22 protein-coding genes are annotated in these 23,622 nt (G+C 74.2%); 17 read left to right on the top strand and 5 right to left on the bottom strand.

Going from position 1 to position 23,622, the window contains the following annotated elements; translation table 11 throughout:
* The first annotated feature begins 49 nt into the window (after positions 1 to 49).
* The 9 genes from ACY1JF_RS28690 to ACY1JF_RS28650 all read left to right on the top strand — a co-directional run bounded on the left by ACY1JF_RS28690 (position 50) and on the right by ACY1JF_RS28650 (position 10,429).
* Entirely contained in the window at positions 50 to 1,030 is a 981-nt protein-coding gene (locus tag ACY1JF_RS28690; RefSeq protein WP_462708174.1) for an ABC transporter substrate-binding protein, read from the top strand.
* Positions 1,027 to 1,809 carry a 2,3-dihydro-2,3-dihydroxybenzoate dehydrogenase gene (locus ACY1JF_RS28685; protein WP_462708173.1) on the top strand — a complete coding sequence of 261 codons (783 nt, stop codon included), beginning with the start codon at positions 1,027 to 1,029 and terminating at the stop codon, positions 1,807 to 1,809. The genes ACY1JF_RS28690 and ACY1JF_RS28685 overlap by 4 nt, the downstream gene beginning before the upstream one ends.
* Positions 1,810 to 1,894: 85 nt before the next feature.
* Positions 1,895 to 3,094 carry an isochorismate synthase gene (locus ACY1JF_RS28680; protein WP_462708172.1) on the top strand — a complete coding sequence of 400 codons (1,200 nt, stop codon included), beginning with the start codon at positions 1,895 to 1,897 and terminating at the stop codon, positions 3,092 to 3,094.
* Positions 3,091 to 4,719, top strand: a complete 1,629-nt coding sequence (locus ACY1JF_RS28675) for a (2,3-dihydroxybenzoyl)adenylate synthase (RefSeq protein WP_462708171.1) — start codon at positions 3,091 to 3,093, stop codon at positions 4,717 to 4,719. The genes ACY1JF_RS28680 and ACY1JF_RS28675 overlap by 4 nt, the downstream gene beginning before the upstream one ends.
* A gap of 22 nt (positions 4,720 to 4,741) precedes the next feature.
* Complete coding sequence (locus tag ACY1JF_RS28670; RefSeq protein WP_462708170.1) at positions 4,742 to 5,374, top strand: isochorismatase family protein; 633 nt, start codon at positions 4,742 to 4,744, stop codon at positions 5,372 to 5,374.
* Positions 5,375 to 5,377: 3 nt separating this feature from the next.
* Positions 5,378 to 5,605, top strand: a complete 228-nt coding sequence (locus tag ACY1JF_RS28665; protein WP_462708169.1) for a phosphopantetheine-binding protein — start codon at positions 5,378 to 5,380, stop codon at positions 5,603 to 5,605.
* The gene (locus ACY1JF_RS28660) at positions 5,602 to 9,480 is read left to right on the top strand and encodes an amino acid adenylation domain-containing protein (RefSeq protein WP_462708168.1); all 3,879 of its coding nucleotides are present in this window, start codon (positions 5,602 to 5,604) and stop codon (positions 9,478 to 9,480) included. The genes ACY1JF_RS28665 and ACY1JF_RS28660 overlap by 4 nt, the downstream gene beginning before the upstream one ends.
* A complete protein-coding gene (locus tag ACY1JF_RS28655) occupies positions 9,477 to 9,674 on the top strand; it encodes an MbtH family NRPS accessory protein (RefSeq protein WP_462708167.1) in 198 nt (65 codons plus the stop codon). The genes ACY1JF_RS28660 and ACY1JF_RS28655 overlap by 4 nt, the downstream gene beginning before the upstream one ends.
* Entirely contained in the window at positions 9,671 to 10,429 is a 759-nt protein-coding gene (locus ACY1JF_RS28650; protein ID WP_462708166.1) for a 4'-phosphopantetheinyl transferase family protein, read from the top strand. Before ACY1JF_RS28655 ends, ACY1JF_RS28650 begins: the two co-directional genes overlap by 4 nt.
* Here ACY1JF_RS28650 and fes read toward each other — a convergent pair.
* Positions 10,356 to 11,630: an enterochelin esterase gene (gene fes / locus ACY1JF_RS28645; RefSeq protein WP_462708165.1), complete on the bottom strand. Its 1,275-nt coding sequence runs from the start codon at positions 11,628 to 11,630 to the stop codon at positions 10,356 to 10,358. The two genes, ACY1JF_RS28650 and fes, sit on opposite strands and share 74 nt — an antisense overlap.
* A 142-nt stretch (positions 11,631 to 11,772) precedes the next feature.
* Here fes and ACY1JF_RS28640 point away from each other — a divergent pair, with 142 nt between their 5' ends.
* The 4 genes from ACY1JF_RS28640 to hemC all read left to right on the top strand — a co-directional run bounded on the left by ACY1JF_RS28640 (position 11,773) and on the right by hemC (position 16,963).
* Positions 11,773 to 13,521 carry a hypothetical protein gene (locus ACY1JF_RS28640; protein WP_462708164.1) on the top strand — a complete coding sequence of 583 codons (1,749 nt, stop codon included), beginning with the start codon at positions 11,773 to 11,775 and terminating at the stop codon, positions 13,519 to 13,521.
* Positions 13,522 to 13,606: 85 nt separating this feature from the next.
* On the top strand, positions 13,607 to 14,662 hold the full coding sequence (locus ACY1JF_RS28635; protein WP_462708163.1) for a YncE family protein: 1,056 nt from the start codon (positions 13,607 to 13,609) through the stop codon (positions 14,660 to 14,662).
* Positions 14,663 to 15,123: 461 nt separating this feature from the next.
* Complete coding sequence (locus ACY1JF_RS28630; protein WP_462708162.1) at positions 15,124 to 15,900, top strand: NPP1 family protein; 777 nt, start codon at positions 15,124 to 15,126, stop codon at positions 15,898 to 15,900.
* Between the two features lie 127 nt (positions 15,901 to 16,027).
* Entirely contained in the window at positions 16,028 to 16,963 is a 936-nt protein-coding gene (gene hemC, locus ACY1JF_RS28625; RefSeq protein WP_462708161.1) for a hydroxymethylbilane synthase, read from the top strand.
* Positions 16,964 to 16,987: 24 nt separating this feature from the next.
* On the opposite strand, the gene ACY1JF_RS28620 is transcribed toward hemC, so the two are convergent.
* On the bottom strand, positions 16,988 to 17,521 hold the full coding sequence (locus ACY1JF_RS28620; RefSeq protein WP_462708160.1) for a hypothetical protein: 534 nt from the start codon (positions 17,519 to 17,521) through the stop codon (positions 16,988 to 16,990).
* A 443-nt stretch (positions 17,522 to 17,964) separates the two neighbouring features.
* Between ACY1JF_RS28620 and ACY1JF_RS28615 the strand changes: the two genes are divergently transcribed.
* The gene (locus tag ACY1JF_RS28615) at positions 17,965 to 18,756 is read left to right on the top strand and encodes an RNA polymerase sigma factor SigF (protein ID WP_462708202.1); all 792 of its coding nucleotides are present in this window, start codon (positions 17,965 to 17,967) and stop codon (positions 18,754 to 18,756) included.
* Positions 18,757 to 18,771: 15 nt separating this feature from the next.
* Here ACY1JF_RS28615 and ACY1JF_RS28610 read toward each other — a convergent pair whose 3' ends face one another.
* The gene (locus ACY1JF_RS28610) at positions 18,772 to 19,089 is read right to left on the bottom strand and encodes an ANTAR domain-containing protein (RefSeq protein WP_462708159.1); all 318 of its coding nucleotides are present in this window, start codon (positions 19,087 to 19,089) and stop codon (positions 18,772 to 18,774) included.
* A gap of 191 nt (positions 19,090 to 19,280) precedes the next feature.
* On the opposite strand from ACY1JF_RS28610, the gene ACY1JF_RS28605 reads away from it, so the two are divergent.
* Positions 19,281 to 20,084: a VOC family protein gene (locus tag ACY1JF_RS28605; protein ID WP_462708158.1), complete on the top strand. Its 804-nt coding sequence runs from the start codon at positions 19,281 to 19,283 to the stop codon at positions 20,082 to 20,084.
* A gap of 2 nt (positions 20,085 to 20,086) precedes the next feature.
* On the opposite strand, the gene glgX is transcribed toward ACY1JF_RS28605, so the two are convergent.
* Both glgX and ACY1JF_RS28595 read right to left on the bottom strand, forming a co-directional pair.
* Positions 20,087 to 22,252, bottom strand: coding sequence for a glycogen debranching protein GlgX (gene glgX, locus ACY1JF_RS28600; protein ID WP_462708157.1), 2,166 nt, complete (start codon positions 22,250 to 22,252; stop codon positions 20,087 to 20,089).
* On the bottom strand, positions 22,249 to 22,767 hold the full coding sequence (locus tag ACY1JF_RS28595; RefSeq protein WP_462708156.1) for a pep a2: 519 nt from the start codon (positions 22,765 to 22,767) through the stop codon (positions 22,249 to 22,251). Before ACY1JF_RS28595 ends, glgX begins: the two co-directional genes overlap by 4 nt.
* A gap of 286 nt (positions 22,768 to 23,053) precedes the next feature.
* Here ACY1JF_RS28595 and ACY1JF_RS28590 point away from each other — a divergent pair, with 286 nt between their 5' ends.
* A complete protein-coding gene (locus ACY1JF_RS28590) occupies positions 23,054 to 23,362 on the top strand; it encodes a DUF5133 domain-containing protein (RefSeq protein WP_462708155.1) in 309 nt (102 codons plus the stop codon).
* Between the two features lie 50 nt (positions 23,363 to 23,412).
* Positions 23,413 to 23,622: maltotransferase domain-containing protein (locus tag ACY1JF_RS28585; RefSeq protein WP_462708154.1), on the top strand; the 210-nt coding region annotated here is incomplete at its 3' end.

Below are 23,622 nucleotides of genomic sequence, written 5' to 3'. Positions count from 1 at the left end.
CCAGACCCCTTTCCCGCCAACCCACCCACGACCGAGGAGTCCTTCTTCCATGTCCCGTGCACGTTCCACCCGCCGAACCGTATCGACGTCCGCCGCCGCGGTCCTGGCCGGAGCGGTCCTGCTGACCGGCTGCGGGGGTGACGACGGCGGCAGCGACACCACGAGCGGCAAGGAGTCGGGCACCCGTCAGATCACCGACGCCACGGGCCGCGAGGTCGACGTGCCCGCCGATCCCAAGAAGGTCGTCACGCTGAGCGAGCCCACCCTGGACGCCGCCCTGGCGCTCGGCGTCGAACCGGTCGGCGCCACCGCGGGCCGCGGCCAGCAGGGCGTCTCCACCTACCTGGCCGACAAGGCGGGCCAGACCGAGGTCGTCGCCACGGTCGCCGAGGCCGACATGGAGAAGGTCGCCGCGCTCCAGCCCGACCTGATCCTGCTCGACGAGACGACCGCCGTGAAGACCCAGGTCGCCAAGTTGGAGTCGATCGCCCCGACGGTGGTCACCGCCAAGCTCAACGAGGACTGGAAGAAGGCCTTCACGGCCACCGCCGACGCCCTCGACAAGGAGGCGGAGGCCAAGAAGATCATCAGCGGCTTCGACACGGACCTGGCCGCCGCCAAGAAGGAGCTGGGCGACAACGCGGGCGCGGTGGTCAGCGTGATCCGCTGGCAGAACAGCGCCCCCTCGGTGGTCGGCCGCGGCGTCGGCCACGTCGGCTCCACCCTCACCGACCTGGGCCTGGAACGGCCCGAGGGCCAGCAGGGCGTGGGCAGCGGCCACAGCGAGCCGGTCAGCCTGGAGAAGCTCTCCACCATCGACGGCGACTGGCTGGTCTTCGGCACCCTCGGCGACAAGGCCGACGGCGAGAAGGCGTACGCCGAGGCCAAGAAGGTCCCCAACTTCTCGAAGCTGAAGGCCGAGAAGGCGGGCCACGTCGTCGTGGTCCAGGGCTCCGCCTGGAACAGCGCCGGCGGTCCGCTCGCCGCGCAGATCGTCCTGGACGACCTGACGAAGGCGCTGGCCTCGTGAGCGGCGCGCTGGAGGGCCGGCTCGCCCTCGTGACGGGGGCGGGCCGGGGCATCGGCGCGGCGGTGGTCGAGGCGCTGGTCGAGGAGGGCGCCCGGGTCCTCGCCACCGACCTCGGACTCGGCGGCGTGGAGGCGCTCGCCGGCAGGATGGGCGAGCGGGTCACCCCCCGGCGGCTCGACGTCACCGACGCCGCCGCCGTGGACACGCTGGTGGAGGCGGCCGAGTCGCAGCTCGGGCCGCTGGACATCGCCGTGAACGTGGCCGGCGTCCTGCGCGACGCGCCGGTCACCGAACTCACCGACGAGGACTGGGCGGCGCACTTCGCGGTCAACACCACCGGCGTGTTCCACGTCTCGCGCGCCGTCGCCCGCCGCATGACCAAACGCGGCCGGGGCAGCGTCGTCACCGTCGCCTCCAACGCGGCCGGTGTCCCCCGCGCCAACTTCGCCGCGTACGCGGCTTCCAAGGCCGCCGCGGTGATGTTCACCAAGTGCCTGGGCCTGGAGGTCGCCCGGCAGGGGGTGCGCTGCAACACGGTCTCGCCCGGCTCGACCCTGACCGACATGCAGCGCGCGCTGTGGACCGAGGGCGAGGAAGAGGCCTCGGCGCGGCGCGTCATCGAGGGGGACCTGGCGTCCTACCGCACGGGCATCCCGCTCGGCCGGATCGCCGACCCCGCCGACATCGCCGACGCCGTCGTCTTCCTCGCCTCCGACCGGGCCCGCCACATCACGATGCACGACCTGTACGTCGACGGCGGCGCGACCCTGCGGGCCTGAGCCCCACCCCGGCCCGGCCCCGCCCCCGACGGAGTCCCCCACCGGAGTCCTCACGGAGTCCCGGAGTCCCCCACAGGAGACTGTCATGTCCGTATCCCTGCACGAACCCACCGCCGCCACGCCCGTCTCCCCGGGCGCGGCCACCTCCCTGCTCGACGCGTACCGCCCGGCCACCGACCGCTTCCTGGCCACCCCGCACCGGACGCTGCTGGGCCGCGGCACCGCCGCCGTGATACCCGACGACGCCCGGCCGCCGGCCGTGCGGGTGCGCGAGGTGCTCGACGGGCTGCGCCGCCCGGGAGCCGCGGCGCCGGTCGTCGTCGGCACGCTGCCCTTCGCCCCCGACGGCCCGTCCGCGCTGGCGGTGCCGGACACGGTGCGCTGGGCGCCGCCGCTGCGCGAGGACCCGCTGGTCGCGCTGGCCGTCCCGCACGACGAGGACCGGCCTCACTGGCGGGTCGAGGAGGTCCCCTCCCCCGAGCGGTACGGACAGGCGGTCGCCGCGGCGGTGGCGCGGATGCGGGCCGGCGAGTTCGACAAGGTCGTCCTCGCCCGCAGTCTGGAGCTGACCTGCGGCCGTGAGCCCGACCTGCCGGCCATGCTGCGCCGGCTGGCCCGCCGCGACCCGGCCGGCTACACCTTCGCGGTGCCCAGCGGCCCCGGCCGCACCCTGATCGGCGCCAGCCCCGAACTGCTGGTGGCCCGGCGGGGCGGTTCGCTCACCGCCAACCCCCTGGCCGGGTCGGCGCCGCGCAGCGAGGACCTCGCCGAGGACGTGCGGCGCGCGGTGGCGCTGCTGGAGTCCGAGAAGGACCTGCACGAGCACGCCGTCGTGGTGGCCGCCGTACGCGAGGCGCTGGCGCCGTTCTGCACCACCCTCCAGGTGCCCGAGCGGCCCACGCTGGTGCGCACCGCCGCCATGTGGCACCTGTCGACCACCGTCACCGGCGAGCTGGCCGACCCCGAGGCCACCACCGCCCTGGACCTGGCCTGCGCGCTGCACCCCACCCCGGCGGTGTGCGGCACGCCCACCGAGCTGGCCCGGCAGGTCATCGCCGAGTCGGAGCCCTTCGACCGCGGCGCCTACACCGGCATGGTCGGCTGGCAGGACGCCGACGGCGACGGCGAGTGGGTCGTGACGATCCGCTGCGCCGAGGCCGAGGGCAACACCCTCAGGCTGTTCGCCGGCGCCGGCGTCGTGGCGGCGTCCACGCCTCAGGCCGAGACGGCGGAGACCGCCGCCAAGTTCCGTACGTTCCTGCACGCCGTTGGAGCTTCGCTGTGACCCTCACCCCCGGTGTGGACTCCCCCACCTGGCCCGCCGAGTTCGCCGAGCGCTACCGCGCCGCCGGCTACTGGCGCGGCGAGACCTTCGGCGGCATGCTGCGCGAACGCGCCGCCGCCCACCCCGACCGGACCGCCCTGGTCGACCCGGCCCCCGAGCGCCGCACCTGGACCTACCGGGAGCTGGACGAGCGGGCCGACCGGATGGCCGCCGGGTTCCTGGCGCGCGGCATCCGCAAGGGCGACCGGGTGGTCGTCCAGCTGCCCAACACCGGCGAGTTCGTCGAGGTGGTCTTCGGGCTCTTCCGGATCGGCGCGCTGCCGGTCTACGCGCTGCCCGCGCACCGCGAGACGGAGATCGCCCACTTCTGCTCCTTCACCGAGGCGGTCGCCTACGTCGTCCCCGACCGGCACGCCGGCTTCGACCACCGGGAGCTGGCCTCGGCGATGCTGAGGCAGGTGCCGAGCCTCAAGCACGTGTTCGTGGCCGGCGACCCCGGTGAGCACACCGCGCTGAGCGAGGTGCCGTGCGAGCCGTCCGGTCCCTTCGACGGGCCCGAGCCGCACGAGCTGGCCTTCCTCCAGCTCTCCGGCGGCACGACGGGACTGAACAAGCTCATCCCGCGCACCCACGACGACTACATGTACTCGCTGTGGGGCTCCAACGAGATCTGCGGGGTGGACGCCGGCACCCGGTTCCTGGTGGTGCTGCCCGCCGCGCACAACTTCCCGATGAGCTCGCCGGGCTGGCTCGGCGTGCTGTACGCGGGCGGCACGGTGGTGCTGTCCCCGAAACCCGACCCGGCCACCGCGTTCCCGCTGATCGAGGCCGAGCGGATCACCATGACGGCGCTGGTGCCGCCGCTGGCGCTGGTGTGGACCGACGCCGCGCCTGCCACCGGGCACGACCTGTCCAGCCTGGAGCTGACCCTGGTCGGCGGCGCCAAGTACAGCGAGCAGGCCGCCCGCCGCCTGGAGCCCGCGCTCGGCTGCCGGCTCATGCAGGTGTTCGGGATGGCGGAGGGACTGGTCAACTACACCCGGCTGGACGACGACACCGAGACCGTCGTCACCACCCAGGGCCGACCGATCTCCCCCGACGACGAGATCCGCGTCGTCGACGACGCGGACGACGACGTCCCCGAGGGCGAGCCCGGACACCTGCTGACCCGCGGCCCGTACACCATCCGCGGCTACTGGCGCGCCCCCGACCACAACCGGCGCTCCTTCACCGAGGACGGCTTCTACCGCACCGGGGACATCGTCCGCCGGCTGCCCAGCGGCCACCTCGTCGTCGTGGGCCGGGCCAAGGACCAGATCAACCGCGGCGGCGAGAAGATCGCCCCCGAAGAGGTCGAGAACATCATCCTCGCCCACCCCGCCGTCCACGACGTGTCCGTGGTGGCGGTGCCCGACGAGTACCTCGGCGAACGCTCCCTCGCCTACGTGATCCTGCGCGAGGGCGCCGAGCCGCTGAAGCCGGTGGCGATCAAGCGGTTCGTCCGGGAGCGCGGCATCGCCGCCTACAAGGTCCCCGACCTCGTCGAGTTCGTCGACGCCTTCCCCCAGACCGGCGTCGGCAAGATCAGCAAGAAGCACCTGCGGTCCGCCGCCGGACAGTCCTGACCGCATCCGAGAGGACTCCCCCATGGCACTTCCCGCCATCGCCCCCTATCCGCTCCCGGCACCGGACGAGCTGCCCGCAGGCCGGGTGGCCTGGACCGTGGACCCGGCGCGTGCCGTCCTGCTCGTGCACGACCTGCAACAGCACTTCCTCGGCGCGTTCCCGGCCGGCGAGCAGCCGCTGACCGGCATGCTCGCCAACACCGCCCGTCTGATCGAGGGGTACCGGCGCCTGGGCGTGCCGGTCGTCTACTCCGCCCAGCGCGGCGGCCAGACCCCCGAGCAGCGCGGGCTCCAGCTGGACTTCTGGGGCCCCGGCGTCGCCGACGACCCGGCGAAACTCGCCATGCCGGACGCCGTGGCCCCGCGGGACGGGGACACGGTGCTGACCAAGTGGAAGTACAGCGCGTTCGTCCGCACGGAACTGGCGGACCTGATGCGGGAGAGGAACCGCGACCAGATCGTCATCGTCGGCGTGTACGCGCACATCGGCGTGCTGATGACCGCCGCCGACGCCTGGCAGCGCGACATCCAGGCGTTCGTCGTCGCCGACGCCGTGGCCGACTTCTCCCGCGCCGACCACGACATGGCGCTGCGCTACGCCGCCGGCCGCTGCGCGGTCGTGACCACCACCGACACACTGCTCCAGGAGGTCTGAGGCATGGCGCTCACCGTCGAACAGATCCGTGCCGACGTCGCCGACTGCCTCGGCGAGGACGCGGCGGACATCCCCCTCGACGAGAACCTCGTCGACTACGGCCTGGACTCGGTCCGCATCATGACGCTCCTGGAGCGCTGGCGCCGCGAGCACGCCGTGACCGCCGGCTTCGCCGATCTCGCCGAACAGCCCGCCATCGAGGCCTGGGCCCCGCTGCTGGGGGCGGCATGACCGCCCTCGCGGAGGTGGGCGCGCCCGCCGTACTGCCGCTGACGGCCGCCCAGTCGGGCATGTGGTACGCGCAGGCCCTCGACCCGCTGAGCCCCGCGCAGAACACCGCCGAGTGCCTGGAGATCGACGGACCGCTCGATCCCGCGCTGTTCGCGGACGCCCTCGGCCGGGTGGCCGCGGAGGCCGAGGCGCTGCGGGTCCGCGTCGAGGACACCCCGGACGGGCCCCGGCAGCACCTCGCCGAGGCCGTGGAACTGCCGCTGACGGTACGGGAGCCGGCCACCCCGGCCGAAGCGGAGGCGTGGATGCGCGCCGACCTGGCCGAACCGTTCGACCTGGCGGCGGGGCCGCTGTTCCGGCACGCCCTGTTCCGGGTCGGCGCGGACCGGTGGCTGTGGTACCAGCGCATCCACCACCTCGTCATGGACGGCTACGGCTACTCGCTGCTGGTGCGCCGCACCGCCGAGGTGTACTCGGCGCTGGCCCGCGGCGAGGAGCCGCCCCCGCGCTCCTTCGGCTCGCTGGCCGACCTGGTCGCGGACGACGCCGCCTACCGGTCCTCGGCCGCATTCGAGGCCGACCGGGCGCACTGGTCCCAGGCGTTCGGGGACCGTCCGGAGGCGCCCCGGCTGGCCGGGCGCGGCGCGCTGCCGTCCCGTACGTTCCGCCGCCGCAGCGCCCACCTCTCCCCGGAGACCACCGAGGGGCTGAAGGAGCTGGCCCAGCGGCTGCGCGCCACCTGGCCGGACGTGCTGATCGCCGCGCAGGCCCTGTACACCGCCCGCGCCACCGCCCGTACCGACGTGGTCCTCGGTCTGCCGATGATGGGCCGCATGGGGTCGGTGGCGCTGCGGGTGCCCGGCATGGTGATGAACGTGCTGCCGCTCAGGCTCACCGTCACCCCGGACGCCACCTTCGCGGAACTGGTCCGGCAGGTGGTGCTCGGCATCCGCGAGGTCCGCCGCCACCAGCGCTACCGCTACGAGGACATCCGCCGCGACCTGGGTCTGCTCGGCGAGAGCCGGGGCCTGGTGGGACCGCTGGTCAACGTGATGCCGTTCGACTACGGCGTGGACTTCGCCGGCGCCCCCGCGCGCGCCCGCAACCTGTCCGCGGGCCCGGTGGACGACCTCACCGTCAACATCTACGACCGCGCCGACGGCCGCGGGCTGCGCGTCGACCACGACGGCAACCCCGCCCTGTACGAGGACGCCGACCTCGCCGCGCACCAGGAGCGGTTCCTGCACCTGGTGGACCGGCTGACCGGCACCGACCCGCAGGCGCCCCTCGCCGTGCACTCCATCGCCACCCCCGCCGAACGGGCGCTGGTCGTCGACGAGTTCAACCGCACCGGACGCGCCCTGCCGCCGACCACCCTGATCGGCCCCGTCGAGTCGCGGGCCGCCCGTACCCCGGACGCCACCGCGCTGGTCTTCGGGGACACCACGCTCACCTACGCGGAGCTGAACCGCCGCGCCAACCGGCTCGCCCGGCACCTGCAGTCCCTCGGCGCCCGGCCGGGCACGGTGGTGGCCGTGTCGGTGCCGCGCTCGGTGGAGCTGATCGTGTCGCTGCTGGCCGTGCTGAAGGCGGGCGCCGCCTATCTGCCGCTGGACCCGGACTACCCGGCGCAGCGGCTGGCGTACATGCTCGACGACGCGGAGCCGGTGTGCGCGGTCACCGACCGCGCCGGCCGCCTCCCCGAGGGCACCCGCACCCAGGCGGTGGTGCTGGACGGGCTCGACCTGTCCGGGTACGCCCGGACCGACCCGGCCCGCGCCCTCACCCCGGCCCACCCGGCGTACGTCATCTACACCTCCGGTTCCACCGGCCGCCCCAAGGGCGTCGTCGTACCGCACCGGGCGATCGACAACCGGCTGCGCTGGATGCAGGCGGAGTACGGGCTGACCCCGGCCGACCGGGTGCTGCAGAAGACGCCGTCGTCGTTCGACGTGTCCGTGTGGGAGTTCTTCTGGCCGCTGCGCGAGGGCGCGGCGCTGGTGGTCGCCGAGCCCGGCGGCCACAAGGACCCGGCGTACCTGGCCCGGCTGATCCGTGAAAGCGCGGTTACCACCTGCCACTTCGTGCCGTCGATGCTCCAGGTGTTCCTCGGGGAGCCGCGGGCGGCGGAGTGCGGGCAGGTGCTGCGCCGGGTGTTCTGCAGCGGCGAGGCGCTGCCCCGCGAGACGGCGTCCGCCTTCGCCCGCGCCCTGCCGGGCGTGGAACTGCACAACCTGTACGGGCCGACCGAGGCCGCCGTCGACGTCACGTACCACGCCTGCGACCCGGCGGATTCCGGTCCGGTGCCGATCGGACGCCCGGTGTGGAACACCCGCCTGCACGTCCTGGACGCCGCCCTCCAGCCCTGCCCGCCCGGGGTGCCGGGCGAGCTGTACCTGGCGGGCGTCCAGCTCGCCGACGGCTATCTGGGCCGGCCCGAGCTGAACGCGACCCGGTTCGTCGCCGACCCGTTCGGACCGGCGGGCAGCCGGATGTACCGCACCGGCGACCTGGCCCGCTGGACCGACCGCGGCGAGGTCGAGTACCTGGGCCGCACCGACCACCAGGTCAAACTGCGCGGCCAGCGCATCGAACTGGGCGAGATCGAGGCGGCGCTGGCGGCCCTGCCGGGCGTGGACGCGGCGTGCGCGCTGGTCCGCGACGACCGGCTCGTGGGGTACGTGACCGGCGGCGCGGACCCGGTGGAGGTCCGGGCGGCGCTGTCCCGCCGGCTGCCCGAGCACATGGTCCCGGCGGCCGTGGTCGCGCTGGACTCCTTCCCGCTCTCCCCCAACGGCAAGCTGGACCGCCGCGAACTGCCCGCCCCGGTCTTCGCCGGCGGCACGGGCGCGCGGCCCTTCGCCTCCGCCCGCGAGGAGGCCCTGACCGGCCTGTTCGCCGAGGTGCTGGACGTGCGGGAGGTCGGTCCCGACGACGCGTTCTTCGACCTGGGCGGCACCTCGCTGCTGGCCGTCCGCCTGGTCGGGCGCGTCCGGGAGGAGTTCGGCGCCGAGCTGACCATCGGCTCGCTGTTCGAGGCGCCGACGCCGGCCGCGCTGGCCGCCCGGCTGGACGCCGCCGCGCCCGCCTCCGACGACGCCCTGGGCGTGGTCCTGCCGCTGCGCGCCGAGGGCGCGGGCACCCCGCTGTTCGGCATCCATCCGGCGGGCGGGCTGGCCTGGTGCTACGCGGGACTGACCGCGCGGCTGCCCGGGCTGCCGGTGTACGGCCTGCAGGCCCGGGGCCTGACCGGGGACGGGGAGCTGCCGCGCACCCTCCAGGAGGAGGCGGAGGACTACGCGGCGCAGATCCGCCGCGTCCAGCCGCACGGCCCGTACCGCCTGGTGGGCTGGTCGGTGGGCGGGGTCCTGGCGCACACCGTGGCCGTCCTGCTCCAGGAGGCCGGCGAGCGGGTCGACCTGCTCGCGCTGCTGGACGCGTTCCCCGCCGAGCAGTGGCGGGAGCGGCCCGCGCCCGAGGAGGGCGACGCGCTCACCGCCGTGCTGCGCATGGCGGGCTTCGACCGCACCACCGAGCGCACCCGGGAGGACGTGCTGGCCACCCTGCGCGCGGCCGGCAGCCCGCTGGCCGGGCTCACCGACCGCACCCTGTCGCGGATCGTGGACATCGTCCCCAACCACGCCCGCATGATGCGCGAGCACGAGCACCGGGTCTACGACGGCGACATGGTGTTCTTCACCGCCGCCGCGCCGCGTGCCGAGGACTGGCTGACCAGGCGGGCGTGGCGGCCGTACGTGACCGGACGGATCGTCAACCTCGACCTGGACTGCACCCATCCGCAGCTGATGCGGGACCGGTACCTCGACGACATCGCGGCGGTCCTGAGCGCCCGTCTGAAGGAGCTGGACGCATGATCCCCGACGCCATCGGCCCCTTCGACGCCGGGTCCGACGACGGCCACGGCAGCCATCTGGTGCTGGAGAACGCGGGCGGACTGCGGTCCCTGTGGCCGGCCTGGCGCGCGGTGCCCGCCGGGTGGACGGCCCGCTTCGGTCCGGCCCCGCACGCGGCGTGCCTGAGCCGGGTGGCGGAGGCGGACCGGCGATGAGCACGGCGACGGCGGTGCGTGCGGCCGGAGTGCGGGGCGCGTCCCTGTGGGTCGTGCGCGCCCCCGCGCCGGACGCGCCGTGCGACGCCGCCCCGCACGCCGTCCCCGACGCCGCCGAGCGGCGCGGGACGGCGGCGCCGCGGCGGCCCGCCGAGCGGGCGCTGTACGTCGCCGCGCACGGCACGCTGCGCCGCCTGCTCGGCGAGCGGCTGGGCCTGCCGCCCGCCGGGATGGCGCCGGCCCGGCTGCCCTGCCCGGGCCGCGACGGGCCGCCCGGCCGCCCCGCCGGCGCCGGTCCGGCCGGGGACGGCCTGTACTTCTCCCTCTCGCACACCGCGGACCCCGCCCTGCCGGCCCTCGCCGCCCGCCCGGTGGGCGTCGACGTCGAGCGGGTGCCCGGGCCGCGCCTTTCCGAGGACGCCGCCCGGTCACCGCACCGCGCCGAACGGGCGGAGCCGGCGCGGCTGTCCGCCGGGGCCCGTCCCGGCGCCTTCGCCCGCTGCCGGACCCGCGAGGAGGCGTATCCCGAGGCGACCGGCGAGGGCCTGTCCGGGGACGTCCCGCGCGGGCGCCACCTGGGCAGCGGCCCCCGCCCGGCCGGGCTGCCCGGAGGGACCGTCACCGATGCGCGGGTGCCGGCCGGCCGGACCGCCGCCTGTGTGGTGCGCGAGCCGGTCCGGGTCAGCGGCCCAGGAGTGCCACGAGGCCGTCGGCCAGTTCCGTGCGCCAGCACAGGTAGTCGTGACCGCCGTTGAACTCCCGGTAGGAGGAATCGTGGTATCCCAGCTCCCGCAGGGTCTCGCGCAGCCGCCGGGCGGCGGGCAGGGCGACCCACTCCTGCTCGCCGAAGGAGAGCCAGAAGCGCACCGGCAGCCGCGGCGCCCCGGCGAGGGCCCGGGTGAGCCACTCGGCGTGTTCTCCGACGGGCCACCAGAACGAACCCGACTGGACGAGGGCGTTGCCGAAGCGGTGCGGGGCGGTCGCGGCGGCGTACGCGGCGGTGAGCCCGCCCAGGCTCTGCCCGGCGACGACGGTCCGTGCCGGGTCGGCGGTGAGGGGCAGCCGCCCGGCCGCCCACGGCAGCAGTTCGTCCGTGAGGTGGGCGACGTACCCGGGCCGGCAGCTCAGCTCCGCCCAGCGGGTGGGTTCGTCCACGGCCTCCGGCAGTACGGCGGCCAGCGGCGGGATCCGTCCGTCGGCGATCAGGTTGTCCAGCAGGTGCGCCAGGCCGAGCCAGGGCCCCCAGTGCTCGCCGTCCAGCAGGACCAGCACCGGCAGCCCGGCGGACGGCACCGGCCCGCCGGGGGGCGCCGGGGGCGCGTACAGCCAGACCCGCCGGTCGCCGCCGAGCCGGGGGCTGGGCACCCGGTGCTCGGTGAGGGTGCCGTGCGCGACGTCCGGCCGCGGCGCCCAGTCGGCCGCGTCGGGAGCGGCCGGCAGTTCGGCGTACGACACCGGCGTACCGCCCCAGCGGCGCGGCAGACAGCGGTCGTTGAAGGGGTCGGAGCGGGGGTGGGCCCGCAGCCGGCGCCAGTAGTCGGGTCCGGTGGCCTCAATCCCTTCGTCCACGTGGAAGTCGTACGTGCCGCGCCAGTCGTGCCGCAGGCGCAGGGTCCAGTGCCACACGTCCGTGCCGGGGACGGGTGCCATGAGGTTGCCCTCGGGGTCGCGCGGGTCGCCCAGCTTGTTGGGCAGCACCTCGACGGCCCGGGTGGCCGGGGTGCCGCGCCACAGGAAGGTCACCGCCCGGTGCTCGGGGCTGCCCTGGGGGTCGGGCCCCACCAGCGGTGTGCCCAGGCGGCGGACCTCTGCCCAGAACCGCGCCACGCCGTCCGGGCCCGGCAGCGCCCGCACCGGCTCGGCGAGCCGCGGGACGGGATGCGGCCTGGGCAGGCGGGGCGGGCGGTTCGCCGTGGCTTCGGGCGGGCCGGTGAACACCGGGTGTGCGGATTCCATTTGACTGCTCGCGATCTCCATATTAGGTTAGCCTTACCTTACTTGATCGCACGTCGCTTCCCGCGCCGGCTGTCCGCCGCCCCAACGTGCCCTCCTCTTCAAGCGTCCCCTCGGGGACGCTCGCCTGCCAGGAGCAGCCATCATGACCTCTGACAGATCCGCTTCGCCCTCCGGTGCCCGGCTGGGCCGCGTGGTGGCCCTGACCGCCGGTGCCACGCTGGGCCTCGGCGCCCTGGTCGCCGTCCCACTGGCCGCGGCCGGTGCCGGCGGCGCGGGCGTCACCGACACGGTGGCGCTGGCCGCGGACTCGGCCGCGCCCGCGGTCGCCCTGGGCGCGACCACGGTGAAAGCCGGCGGCGAGGTGGCGTTCACCGCCACCGGCTTCCCGGCCGGCGGCACGCTGAGCGTCAAACTCGACGACGCGACGCTGCTGGAGCAGTTCACCATCGGCGCGGACGGCAGTGTCTCGGACAAGGTGACGGTCCCGGCCGGCACCAGCGCGGGCGGCGGCCACTGGCTGCGCTTCCTGGCACCCCAGACCAGCGTCAGGAGCGAGAGCCTGACCGTCACCGCGGCCGCCACCGCCTCCCCCACGCCGACGCCGACGCCGACCCCGACGCCCACGGGGACCACCACGCCGGCCGCCGACCCGAAGGTGAGACTGACCAGCGGCGGCGAGGTCGCCGCGGGCGGCAAGGTCTCCTTCTCCCTCTCCGGGTTCGTCAAGGGCCAGAACGTCACGGTGAAGCTGGACGACAGCGAGATCCTCGGCCAGTGGACCGGCGCGGTGAAGGCCGACGGGACCTTCTCCGGCACGGTGACCGTGCCCGGCTCGACCGCCGCGGGGGCGCACTGGCTGCGGTTCCTGGCGCCACAACCGGCGACCAGCCTGAAGGCGGACCTCACCGTCACGTCGTCCTCGTCCGGCGGCTCGTCCGGCGGTTCGGGCGGCTCCGTCGGCTCGGGCGGCTCCACCGGGGGCGACGGCAGCGGCACGGTCAGCTCCGGCGGCGCCGCGAGCGGTGGCGGCTCGGGGTCGGTGAGCGGTACCTCCGGCACCTTTGCCACCATCACCTCGGGGTCCCGGGTGGCCGCGGGCGGCAAGGTCTCCTTCCGGGTGACCGGCTTCCCGGCGGGACAGCGGCTGACCGTGAAACTGGACGACAGCGAGATCCTCGGCCAGTGGACCGTCGGCTCCGACGGGTCGTACTCCGGCGGTGTGACCGTCCCCGCGGACACCTCCGCAGGCGCCCACTGGCTGCGCTTCCTCGCCCCCGACCCGCCCACCAGCCTGCGCGCCGACTTCACGGTGACGTCCGGTTCCACCGCCGCCGCCTCCGCCGGCTCCTCCTCGGGCGGCTCCGCGACCCCCGTCCCCGCGGCCTCCGGCGCACCGGCCAGCGCGACCAACGACGCCGGCGCCAAGGCCGAGATCACCGCCAGCGAGGTGCAGCCCGGCGGCACGCTGCACTTCGCGGTGACCAAGTTCCCGGCCGGGAAGCAGGTGACGGTCAAACTCGACGACGAGGCCATCCTCGGCCAGTGGAAGACCGACCAGAACGGCTCCTACGAAGGCGACGTGACCGTCCCCGCGGACACCTCCGCGGGCGCCCACTGGCTGCGCTTCCTCGCGCCCGACCCGCCCACGTCGCTGAAGGTGGAGTTCACGGTGAACGCCGCCGCGGCGGGCGGCTCCGGCGCGGAATCCTCCTCCACCACCGCCCCCGGGACGGCGGCGGGCACCCTGGTGGCCGCGTCCGGCTCCTCCGTCTCCTACGCGACCGTCGCCTGGTCCGCGGCGGCCGCCGCGGCCGGCGGTGCGGCCGGAGCCGCCGCGACCACGCTGATGGTCGTACGCCGCCGCGCCGGGCGGCCCGCGCACGGCGCGTGACGCCGGGCGCCCCGAGCCACCTTTCCGCAGCAGCTCCGTCCACCACCCCACCACCCCATCACCCCACCAAAGGAGTTCCCCCACCATGTCCTTCACCGGCACCCGCGCCCACCGCCGTTCCGCGACCGCCTCGGCCGTCGCCGTGGCGGTCGCCGCGGGCAGCGTCCTCACCCTGGCGAGCACCGCGTCCGCGCACACCGGCGGCTCGACGGTCACCACGGCGAAGCTCACCAAGGGCCTGTACCAGTCGGCCTACTCCGAGCGGAACGACGTGCTGTGGGTCACCGCCGCCGTCGGCCGCCCGCCGGTCACCGAGTCCCACCTGCTGAAGGTCGACCCCGAGACCCTCGCGATCGAGTCGGACATCACCCCGCCGGTCACCGACACCGCCACCGGCGCCGTCGAGGCCGTCTACGGAGTCGCCGTGGACGACGAGCACAACACCGTCTGGACGACCAACACCCGCGACAACACGGTGTCCGTCTACAGCCAGCGCACCGGCGAGCACCTCGCCACCCTCCCGAACGTCAACCACGCCCGCGAGATCGTCGTCGACGAGAAGCACGACACCGTATGGGCGAGCGCCTACAGTGACGGCGCGCTGGTCGCCTTCGACAGCAAGACGCTCAAGGAGAAGCAGCGCGTCACCGTCGAGGGCGCGGGCCCGGCCGGCCTGGCCGTCAATGAGAAGACCGGCACGGTCTACGCCGCCGACCTGACCAACGACCGGCTGATCGCGGTGGCGCGCGGCTCCGAGACGCCGACCTTCGTCCCGGCCGGTGACGGCGCGATCTCCGTCTCCCTGTCGAAGAACGGCAGGACCGCCTACACCGCGGACCAGACCGCGGGCACCGTGTCCGTGATCGACCTGAAGAAGGGCGTCGTCACCAAGTCCGTGGCGACCGGCGCGGGCACCCTGTCGGTGGCCACCGACGAGCGCTCCGGCGACGTCCTGGTCGTCAACCGCACCGCCGCCAACGTCACCCGCGTCGACGTGAGGACGGGCACCGTCGAGGAGACGGTCGCCACCGGCGCCAACCCGAACCACGTGGAGGTCGCCGACGGCACCGCCTACGTGGTCGACAAGTCGGGCGCCGGCACGGCCGAGGACACCCTCACCGAGATCCGCCTCTCCCGCTGACGTCCCACCAGCCCGGCGCCCGTCACACCCCCGCTACGGTCAGCGGCGGCGTGTGGCGGGCGCCGTCCCGTTCACCCTGCCCGGTTCACCCGGCCCGCCGGGGCCGACGCCGTTGAGGCCGCCCTGTCCGCCGCCGCGCGCGTCGGCGCCCGCACGCGGCGAGGCCCTCCCCGGCGTACCGCACCGGGCAGCCGGCCACTGGCGTCCCCGCCGTACACGCGGCGCGGGGAAGACGAGCCGGGCGTGCGCTCCCGGGCCCGGGGCGAGTCCCGCGCCATGCGCGGCGAAGGCGTGACGGCCCGCGGCCGGCGTCCCGGACGGCCTGGTACGACGCCGGTCCGTCCACCGGATCGCGCTTCGCCACCGGGACGCCTGGGCCCCTTGGCACGGACGGGGAACGACGGCATGCTGAACTCCCCATCCCCCCACAGCCGTTGGGCTGCGCCCAAGAGGAGGACGCAGTGTCGTCGAGCACGTCCCGGACCCGCCGCAGAAGATGGCTCACCACGGTCGCCGCAGCCGTGGCCCTGGTCGTCGCCTTCCCCGCCACCGCCTTCGCCGCCCCGCCCCCGGCGCTCCCCGCCGGCGCCGACCCGGCCGAGGCCGCCTACCAGCCCGCCTTCGACTACGACACCGACGGCTGCTACCCCACCCCGGCCATCAGCGCCGACGGGACGGTCAACGGCGGCCTCAACCCGACCGGCGCCCTCAACGGCGACTGCCGGGACGCCTCCGACCTGGACAACACCAACGGCTACGCGCGCGCCAAGTGCGACGGCGACTGGTGCGCGTACATGTACGGCCTGTACTTCGAGAAGGACCAGGCGCTGGCCGGTACCGGCCTCGGCGGCCACCGGCACGACTGGGAGCACGTCGTGGTGTGGGTGCGAGACGGCACCGTGCAGTACGTGTCGACCTCCAACCACGGCTCGTTCACCGTGCACGCGCGCTCGGCGGTCCGCTTCGAGGGCACCCACGCCAAGGTCGTCTACCACAAGGACGGCATCAGCACCCACTGCTTCCGGCTGGGGACCGCGAACGACGAACCGCCGGAGAACCACAAGGGCACCTGGCAGTACCCGGCGCTGGTCGGCTGGAACGGCTACCCGGCGGGCGTGCGCGAGAAGCTGAGCGCGTACGACTTCGGCAGCGCCACGTTCGGCCTCAAGGACGCGAGTTTCGCCTCGCACCTGGCCTCGGCGAAGCCCTCCGGCATCACCTTCGACCCCTACGCCTGATCCCCTGCGGCCGTCTCGGGCCGGCACCGGGCTCGGTGCGGCCGGCAGTCCCGGCCCGGCCGCGCCACACCCCCCGGCCGTCCCCGTACGGCGGCCCGGCGCCCGCGCGAGGCACTATCGTGGCCGCATGTCCATGCCCGAACTGATCCGCGTCGTCTCCCGTGACTCACCGATGGCGCTCGCCCAAGTAGCGCGCGTACAGCGCGAGCTGGCGGCCCTTCACCCCGGCGTGCGCACCGAGGTGGTGCCGGTGAGGACCACCGGCGACAGGTGGCTCGGCGATCTGTCCCAGGTCGAGGGCAAGGGCGCCTTCACCAAGGAGGTCGACGCCGCGCTGCTGGCCGGCGAGGCCGACCTGGCCGTGCACTGCGTCAAGGACGTGCCCGCCGACCGGCCGCTGCCGGCCGGCACGGTGTTCGCCGCGTTCCTCGCGCGGGACGACATCCGGGACGCCCTGGTCCACCCGGGCGGGCTCACGCTGGACGAGCTGCCGGCCGGCACCAGGATCGGCACCTCGTCGGTGCGCCGGGTCGCCCAGCTGGCCGCCGCCCATCCGCATCTGACGTGTGTGCCGATGCGCGGCAACGCCAACCGGCGGCTGGCGAAGCTGGCCGCCGGTGACGCGGACGCGCTGCTGCTCGCCGTCTCCGGCCTGGAGCGCATCGGCCGCACCGACGTGATCAGCGACGTCCTCTCCCCCGAGACGATGATGCCGCCGATCGGCGCGGGCATCCTCGCGCTGCAGTGCCGGGAGGACGACACCGCGCTGATCGACGCGGTCAGCGGCCTCGGCCACCCGGACACCCACCGGGAGGCCACCGCGGAGCGGATGTTCCTGCACGTGCTCCAGGGGCACTGCAACAGCCCGATCGCCGGGTACGCGCGGGTGGACGGCGGCGGCGAACTCTCCCTGCGCGCCTGTGTGTTCACCCCGGACGGCAAGACCCGGCTGAACGCCCACGAGTGGGCGGGCCGGCTGGACCCCGCCACGCTGGGCACCTCGGTCGCCGTGGCCCTGCTGCGCCAGGGCGCCCGGGAGATCATCGACGGGATCCCGCACTGACCCCGCAGGTCCCCCGGTGACAAGTCAGGCGGTGCCCTCCTCCGCCTGGTCCTGCGTCTGCGCTCGCAGGAACGCGCTCATCTGCCGCTCCAGTTCCTCGCGCCCCGCGGGCGGGCACGCTCCGCCGGAATCCCCGGCGAGGCCGACCCCGCCGGTCCACAGCCGCCGGCCGGTCCACTCGTCGTCGACCCGCAGCTGCACCTGCACGTCCACCTGTCCCAGGTCGGCCTCCGCGCCGGCCGCGTGGACGACGGCGGTGACCCGGCGCAGCGGATAGACGTCGAAGCCCTCGACGAACTGGGAGTTGCGCCAGTCGATGAAGGCGCCCTCGCCGTCGGGGCCGAGCCGCACGTCGATCTGACCGTCCTCCAGGTGGACGCAGAACCGCCGTTCGCTCCGGTTCTCCACGGTCACGCGGAGCCGGAAGTAGGTGAGTCCCTCGGCGGCGTCGTCCCGGCCGCGCGGCGGCTCGCCCGGCTCGACACGGTGGACGCGGACCCGCAGCCCGGGGTGTTCGTCGTACTCCTGCCAGTCCCCGACCACGTTCGGCTCGTACACGCTGCACCCTCTCGACCTCTTGGAGCTGCTTCCTATCTGTGTGCTCAGCGCACTGTCAAATGAGCGGAATGCGCCGTGGCCAGGAAGTTCGCCCCTTTTGCTCACGATCAAGCGCTGCCCAGCGGGAACGGCCGCCGCGCCGGCAAGCCGGCCGGACCGGGCGTGCCGCACATCACGTTCACCACCCATCCTTTAGCGGAGCTAATCGACTCGGGAACGGCCAGGATCTGCCCGATCGCCACAGTGACCGTAAAATCACCTGATATGGGTATTTGTTTCGGGAAGAGCGCGGCGGGAAACGCCCCGGGAGTGCTTCGAACCGGAGGCACGTCCACGGAAGCCGGCGCGTCCGCACCCGGCGCGCTCCGGCGCGGCCCGGGCCCCGCCCCCCTCCTCCCGGTGTCCGATCACCCAGAGCCCCCCTGCCGAGGGAGGTGCGCATGATGCGTATCGCCGGCCGAACCACACCGCACCCGCACGACGACGCCCCCGACACCAGCACAGCCTTCGCGCGGCTCGCGGGACTGCCGCCGGGCCCGGAGCGCAAGGCGCTGCGGGACGACCTGATCCAGGTCTGGCTGCCGATGGCCGAGCGGATCGCGGTCCGCTTCCGGGGCCGCGGCGAGTGTCTGGAGGACCTCTACCAGGTGGCGGCCCTCGGCCTGGTCAAGGCCGTCGACCACTACGACCCCGCCCGCGGCCACGCGTTCGAGGCGTACGCCGTGCCCACCGTGACCGGCGAGATCAAGCGGCACTTCCGCGACCACATGTGGACGCTGCACGTACCGCGGCGGGTCCAGGACCTGCGCAACCGGGTGCGCCGCGCCGCCAAGGAGCTGGCCCAGACGACACCGGGACGGGCCCCCACGGTCGAGGAGATCGCCGCGTACGCGCAGCTGAGCGCGGACGAGGTACGGACCGGCATGGAGGCGCTGGAGTGCTTCACCGCGCTGTCGCTGGAGGCGGAGATGCCGGGCACCGACGGCTACGCCCTCGGGGACGCGATCGGCGGCCCGGACCCGGCGTACGACACCGTGGTGGACCGGGTGGCCGTCCAGCCCTGTCTGATGGCCCTGCCGGAACGCGAGCGCACCATTCTCTACCTGAGGTTCTTCCGCGGCATGACGCAGAGCTGCATAGCCCAGCAGCTCGGCATCTCCCAGATGCACGTCTCCCGGCTGCTGAGCACCTGCTTCGCCCGGCTCCGGGAGGAGGTGCTCGCCGAGACCGGCTGACGTCCCCGGCCCCCGCTACGGCGGTCCGGCGCCCGGGACCTGGGTCGGGCCGTGGCGGTCCAGGGCGTCCTCCAGCGCCGCCCGGATCTCCCGCGGCATCGCGCCGGTACGGCCCCAGTCCAGGATCAGCTCCGCCACGTTGCGCAGTTTGACGTTGGTGTGCTGGGAGACCTCCTTGAGCACCAGCCAGCCCCCGTCGGGCGTCACCCGGCCGAGGACGACGACCATCCCGATCGCCTGGTCGACCACGGCGTGCGAGACGACCGCCTCCTTGAGCTGCCGCACCTGTTCCCGCAGCTCGGCCATCTGATCCGGGTCCCCGTCCGTGGACATGATCACCTCCGGTCGCTGAGACGCATCCATGGTCACCACTGGTCGCTCCGTCCGCCACTGGGCCGTCCGGGGTCAACCGGCGTCGCTTCGCTGGTCTCGTAGGGGTACTCGGCGGGCGCATCCGACGGCTGTGGCCGGACACTGGTGGGAAACCGGTGGATGCCGGTGGACGAGACCAGGACGCGACTGCCATGAACGACGACATGACCTCCCGCGCCGGCGTGCGGAACGTGCTCTCCACGCACTCCGTGTACGGGGCCCCCTGCTGGGTGAGTCTCACCAGCCGTGATCTCAAGGCCACCGAGGAGTTCTACTCCGCGGTGCTGGGCTGGCAGTGGAGACCGGCCCGGCTCGGCGACCGCTTCCGGATCGCGCTCGCGGACGGCGTGCCGGCCGCCGGAATCGCCGCCGTCGCCGGGATGTGGCAGATGGCGGTGGCCTGGCTGCCGTACTTCGCGGTGGTCAGCGCCGACCAGGCGGCGGGCCGGGTGCAGGAGCGCGGCGGGACCGCCGCGGTGGGCCCGATCTCCTTCCCGCCGGGCCGGGCGGCGCTGCTGGCCGACCGGGACGGGGCCGCCTTCGGGGTCTGGGAGGGCGAGCTGTTCACCGACTGGGAGAACTGGCGCCACGCCCAGCCGGCCTTCATCCGGCTGCACACCCGCGACGCCTTCGACGCGGCCATCTTCTACGGCGAGGTCCTGGACTGGGCGACCGGGAAGCCCGGCGCCTGCGAGGTCGGCTACGAGGGCGGCGAGGTGGTGCTGCGCAGCGCCGGGGACGTCGTGGCGCGGATCGAGTCGGGTGCCCTGGGGGCGGCGCCCGACCCGGCGGTGCGGCCGCACTGGCAGGTGCACTTCTTCACCACCGACGTCGCGGCCTGTGTCCGGGCCGCTCAGCTGCACGGCGGCAGCGTCCTGGCCGCGGGCGAGGAGGAGGCCGTGCTCCGCGACCCGGACGGCGCGCGGTTCACGGTGACGGTGCGCCGCGAAACCTGACGTCATGCCCTTTCCCGGCCGGTGCGGGACGGCCGGGAGAGCAGCACCAGGCTGCGCGGCTCCACGGTGAGCCGGGTGCCGGCCTTGTGTTCCGCCTCGTCGGGGACGTCCTGCGGCCCGGCGGCGGCCGCGGTGTCGATCAGCGTCGTCCAGCGTTCGCCGTAGGCGGTGTCCGGCAGCCGGAAGGCGGTCGGTTCCCAGTGGCTGTTGAGCAGCAGGACGAAGGAGTCGTCGGTGACGGGCCGGCCGCGGGGGTCGGGTTCGGCGATGGCGTCGCCGTTGAGGAAGACCCCGACGGCGTGCGCGTCGGGCCGCTGCCAGTCGTCGTCGGTCATCTCCCGTCCGTCGGGGCGCAGCCAGACCAGGTCGGGCAGCGGCTGCCCGGCGTGGGTGACGGTGTCACCGCGGAAGTAGCGGCGGCGGCGCAGCACCGGGTGGGCGGCGCGCAGGGCGATGACCCGCCGGGTGAAGTCCAGCAGGCCGCGCTGCTCGTCGGTCAGCCGCCAGTCGACCCAGGAGGTCTCGTTGTCCTGGCAGTAGGCGTTGTTGTTGCCTCGCTGGGTGCGGCCCAGTTCGTCGCCGTGGCAGAGCATCGGGATGCCCTGCGACAGCATCAGGGTGGCCAGGAGGTTGCGCTGCTGGCGGGCGCGCAGCCGCCGGACGGCCGGGTCCTCCGTCGGGCCCTCGACGCCGCAGTTCCAGGACCGGTTGTGGCTCTCGCCGTCCGCGTTGTCCTCGCCGTTGGCCTCGTTGTGCTTGTCGTTGTACGACACGAGGTCGCGCAGGGTGAACCCGTCGTGCGCGGTGACGAAGTTGACGCTGGCCCGGGGGCGGCGCCGGTTGTGCTGGTACAGGTCGGGGGAACCGGTCAGCCGGGACGCGAACTCGCCCAGCGTGTGGTCCTCACCGCGCCAGAAGTCCCGTACGGCGTCGCGGTACCTGCCGTTCCACTCCGACCACAGCGGCGGGAAGTTGCCCACCTGGTAGCCTCCCTCGCCGACGTCCCAGGGCTCGGCGATCAGCTTGACGCGGCTGATCACCGGGTCCTGCTGGATCAGGTCGAAGAACGCCGAGAGCCGGTCCACCTCGTGGAACTGCCGGGCCAGGGTGGCCGCCAGGTCGAAGCGGAACCCGTCGACGCGCATCTCGGTCACCCAGTACCGCAGCGAGTCCATGATCAGCTGGAGTACGTAGGGGTGGCGCATCAGCAGGCTGTTGCCGGTGCCGGTGGTGTCGTAGTAGTGCTGCCAGTCGCCGTCCACCAGGCGGTAGTACGAGGCGTTGTCGATGCCCCGGAAGGAGAGGGTGGGGCCTCTCTCGTTGCCCTCGGCGGTGTGGTTGTAGACCACGTCGAGGAGGACTTCCAGGCCCGCCTCGTGCAGGGTCTTGACCATCGCCTTGAACTCGGTGACCTGCTGGCCGAGGGTGCCGTGGGCGGCGTAGCCGTTGTGCGGCGCGAAGAAGCCGATGGTGTTGTAGCCCCAGTAGTTCGACAGGCCGCGGGCCTGGAGGACGCCGTCGTGCACGAACTGGTGCACCGGCATCAGCTCCACCGCCGTCACCCCGAGCGAGGTCAGGTGCTCCACGACCGCCGGGTGCGCGAGGCCCGCGTAGGTGCCGCGCAGCTCCGGGGGCACGTCGGGGTGGGTGCGGGTCAGGCCCTTGACGTGGGCCTCGTAGATCACGGTGTCGGCGTAGGGCCGCCTGGGCGGACGGTCGTCGCCCCAGTCGAAGAACGGGTCGGTGACCACGCCGAGCATGGTGTGCCCGGCGCTGTCGGCCGGGTCGGGGCGGCCCCCTCCCCGCTCCAGCAGGGAGGGGTGGTCGTCGGTCCGCCCGTCCACCGCGCGGGCGTACGGGTCCAGGAGCAGCTTCGCCGGGTTGCAGCGGTGGCCCACGGCCGGGGCCCAGGGGCCGTGCACGCGGTAGCCGTAACGCTGTCCCGGTCCGACGCCGGGCAGGTAGCAGTGCCAGACGAAGCCGTCGACCTCCGGCAGGGGGACGTCGCTGTGGGTGCCGTCCTCGTCGACGAGGACCAGGTCGACGCGTTCGGCGACCTCGCTGAACAGGGCGAAGTTGGTGCCCTGTCCGTCGAAGACGGCGCCCAGCGGATAGGGGTGCCCGCTCCAGACGGGCGCCCCCCTCCAGTCCGGCCGCACCGCGGTCACCGGGCCTCCTCCAGGACGCCGTTGCCGCCCGCGGCGCCCGGCGCGGCCAGCCGGGCGACCGGCAGGATCTCGCGCGGGACCTCCAGCCCCTCCTGGGTGATGGGCCTGGGCGCGGTCGCGACCAGCGGGACGCGTTCACCGGCCCGGGCGCGCTGGGAGAACCAGATGACCTTGGCTCCGGTGTCGGTGGCGCAGCAGCCCCAGCCGTCGCTGGTCGCGGCGAGGTGCCGCAGACAGCCGCGGAGGTCCTGGTCGGGGCGGAGGGCGTGGTCGTTGCCGCCCACGGCCGTGATGAGGTGCTGGCCGTTCCACCACAGCTCTATCGACGTGTTCTTGTCGCTCGCGTGCTCGTCGATCGCCCGCAGCAGCATCTCGGTGCCGCGGCAGACGGGTTCCACGAGGTCCTCCAGGTTCCAGAACCGGAGGTGAGCGGCCAGGATGCGCCTGACCTGTCCGACCCGCTGCGGGCTCACTTCCACGTCGAGGTGGTAGTAGCAGGGCACTGCGGTCTTCATCGTCGTCGGCTCCTCACCGCGAGGCTCCCGCTCCTTCTCGTCCCGACGGGACGAGCCCCGAGCACGAAGCGTGAGCACGTATCGCTTCTGAGTCACTCCAGAGTGGGAGCGGTAGTCCATTCGTGCAACACGAGGCCGTCGTTGAAGTTCCAACAAGACGCTGCGTCGCCGTCCGTGCACCATGTGTGAAGAACTCGATCGCCCGTAACGGCGACCGCGCCCCCGCGCACGGTCGCCGCCCGAGGGTCGAGAACGCGTCCATCGAGTCCCGGAAGGGAACGGCACCATGCTGCTACCTGCGAGAGCCGAGGTCGACCGGCAGTTGCGGCGTTACCGGGCCCGGGAACGGACGATGCTCGCCTCCCCCGCCGACCGGACGGCGCGGGCGGTGTTCGAGGACGCCGGTTACACCCTGTGCGTGCTGATGGGGAAGCGGTGTGCGCGGGAGGCCGCGGACGCCGCCGAACGGTACCTGGCCGGCCTGGTCACCGATGCGCAGGAGCGGGACGAGCGGCCCCGGGCGGCCGGACAAAAGGCGCCGGCCGTGGACCGGCGGACCCCGGCGGGGAGCGCGGTCCCCTCCGGCGCGGCGTGACCCCGGCCCGGGCCCCGGCCCGGCTCCAGCAACGGCGGAGGTGAGAACCGATGGGAGCGACCCCTCGGATCGGGCGTGTCCCGGTGCGTGACGTCCGCCCGGCGGTGGAGGGCGGCAGACGTCCGGCGAAGGCGGTGGCGGGTGAGACGTTCGAGGTGAGCGCCACCGTGTTCCGGGAGGGGCACGACGCGGTCGCCGCCAACGTCGTGCTGGAGGACCCCGAGGGCCGCCCGGGTCCCTGGACACCGATGCGGGAACTG

The organism is Streptomyces sp. SYSU D01066-1 (assembly GCF_054956795.1).
This window is presented reverse-complemented; position numbering and strand designations above follow the sequence as displayed.

What these genes read in the sequence shown, in the direction of transcription:
- ACY1JF_RS28635 (WP_462708163.1), top strand. Translation starts at nt 13,607, where the DNA reads ATGTCCTTCACCGGCACCCGCGCCCACCGCCGTTCCGCGACCGCCTCG.
- fes (WP_462708165.1), bottom strand. Translation starts at nt 11,630, where the DNA reads ATGGAATCCGCACACCCGGTGTTCACCGGCCCGCCCGAAGCCACGGCG.
- ACY1JF_RS28655 (WP_462708167.1), top strand. Translation starts at nt 9,477, where the DNA reads ATGATCCCCGACGCCATCGGCCCCTTCGACGCCGGGTCCGACGACGGC.
- ACY1JF_RS28665 (WP_462708169.1), top strand. Translation starts at nt 5,378, where the DNA reads ATGGCGCTCACCGTCGAACAGATCCGTGCCGACGTCGCCGACTGCCTC.
- ACY1JF_RS28590 (WP_462708155.1), top strand. Translation starts at nt 23,054, where the DNA reads ATGCTGCTACCTGCGAGAGCCGAGGTCGACCGGCAGTTGCGGCGTTAC.
- ACY1JF_RS28670 (WP_462708170.1), top strand. Translation starts at nt 4,742, where the DNA reads ATGGCACTTCCCGCCATCGCCCCCTATCCGCTCCCGGCACCGGACGAG.
- ACY1JF_RS28605 (WP_462708158.1), top strand. Translation starts at nt 19,281, where the DNA reads ATGAACGACGACATGACCTCCCGCGCCGGCGTGCGGAACGTGCTCTCC.
- ACY1JF_RS28650 (WP_462708166.1), top strand. Translation starts at nt 9,671, where the DNA reads ATGAGCACGGCGACGGCGGTGCGTGCGGCCGGAGTGCGGGGCGCGTCC.
- hemC (WP_462708161.1), top strand. Translation starts at nt 16,028, where the DNA reads ATGTCCATGCCCGAACTGATCCGCGTCGTCTCCCGTGACTCACCGATG.
- ACY1JF_RS28595 (WP_462708156.1), bottom strand. Translation starts at nt 22,767, where the DNA reads ATGAAGACCGCAGTGCCCTGCTACTACCACCTCGACGTGGAAGTGAGC.
- ACY1JF_RS28690 (WP_462708174.1), top strand. Translation starts at nt 50, where the DNA reads ATGTCCCGTGCACGTTCCACCCGCCGAACCGTATCGACGTCCGCCGCC.
- ACY1JF_RS28640 (WP_462708164.1), top strand. Translation starts at nt 11,773, where the DNA reads ATGACCTCTGACAGATCCGCTTCGCCCTCCGGTGCCCGGCTGGGCCGC.
- ACY1JF_RS28660 (WP_462708168.1), top strand. Translation starts at nt 5,602, where the DNA reads ATGACCGCCCTCGCGGAGGTGGGCGCGCCCGCCGTACTGCCGCTGACG.
- ACY1JF_RS28610 (WP_462708159.1), bottom strand. Translation starts at nt 19,089, where the DNA reads ATGTCCACGGACGGGGACCCGGATCAGATGGCCGAGCTGCGGGAACAG.
- ACY1JF_RS28680 (WP_462708172.1), top strand. Translation starts at nt 1,895, where the DNA reads ATGTCCGTATCCCTGCACGAACCCACCGCCGCCACGCCCGTCTCCCCG.
- ACY1JF_RS28615 (WP_462708202.1), top strand. Translation starts at nt 17,965, where the DNA reads ATGCGTATCGCCGGCCGAACCACACCGCACCCGCACGACGACGCCCCC.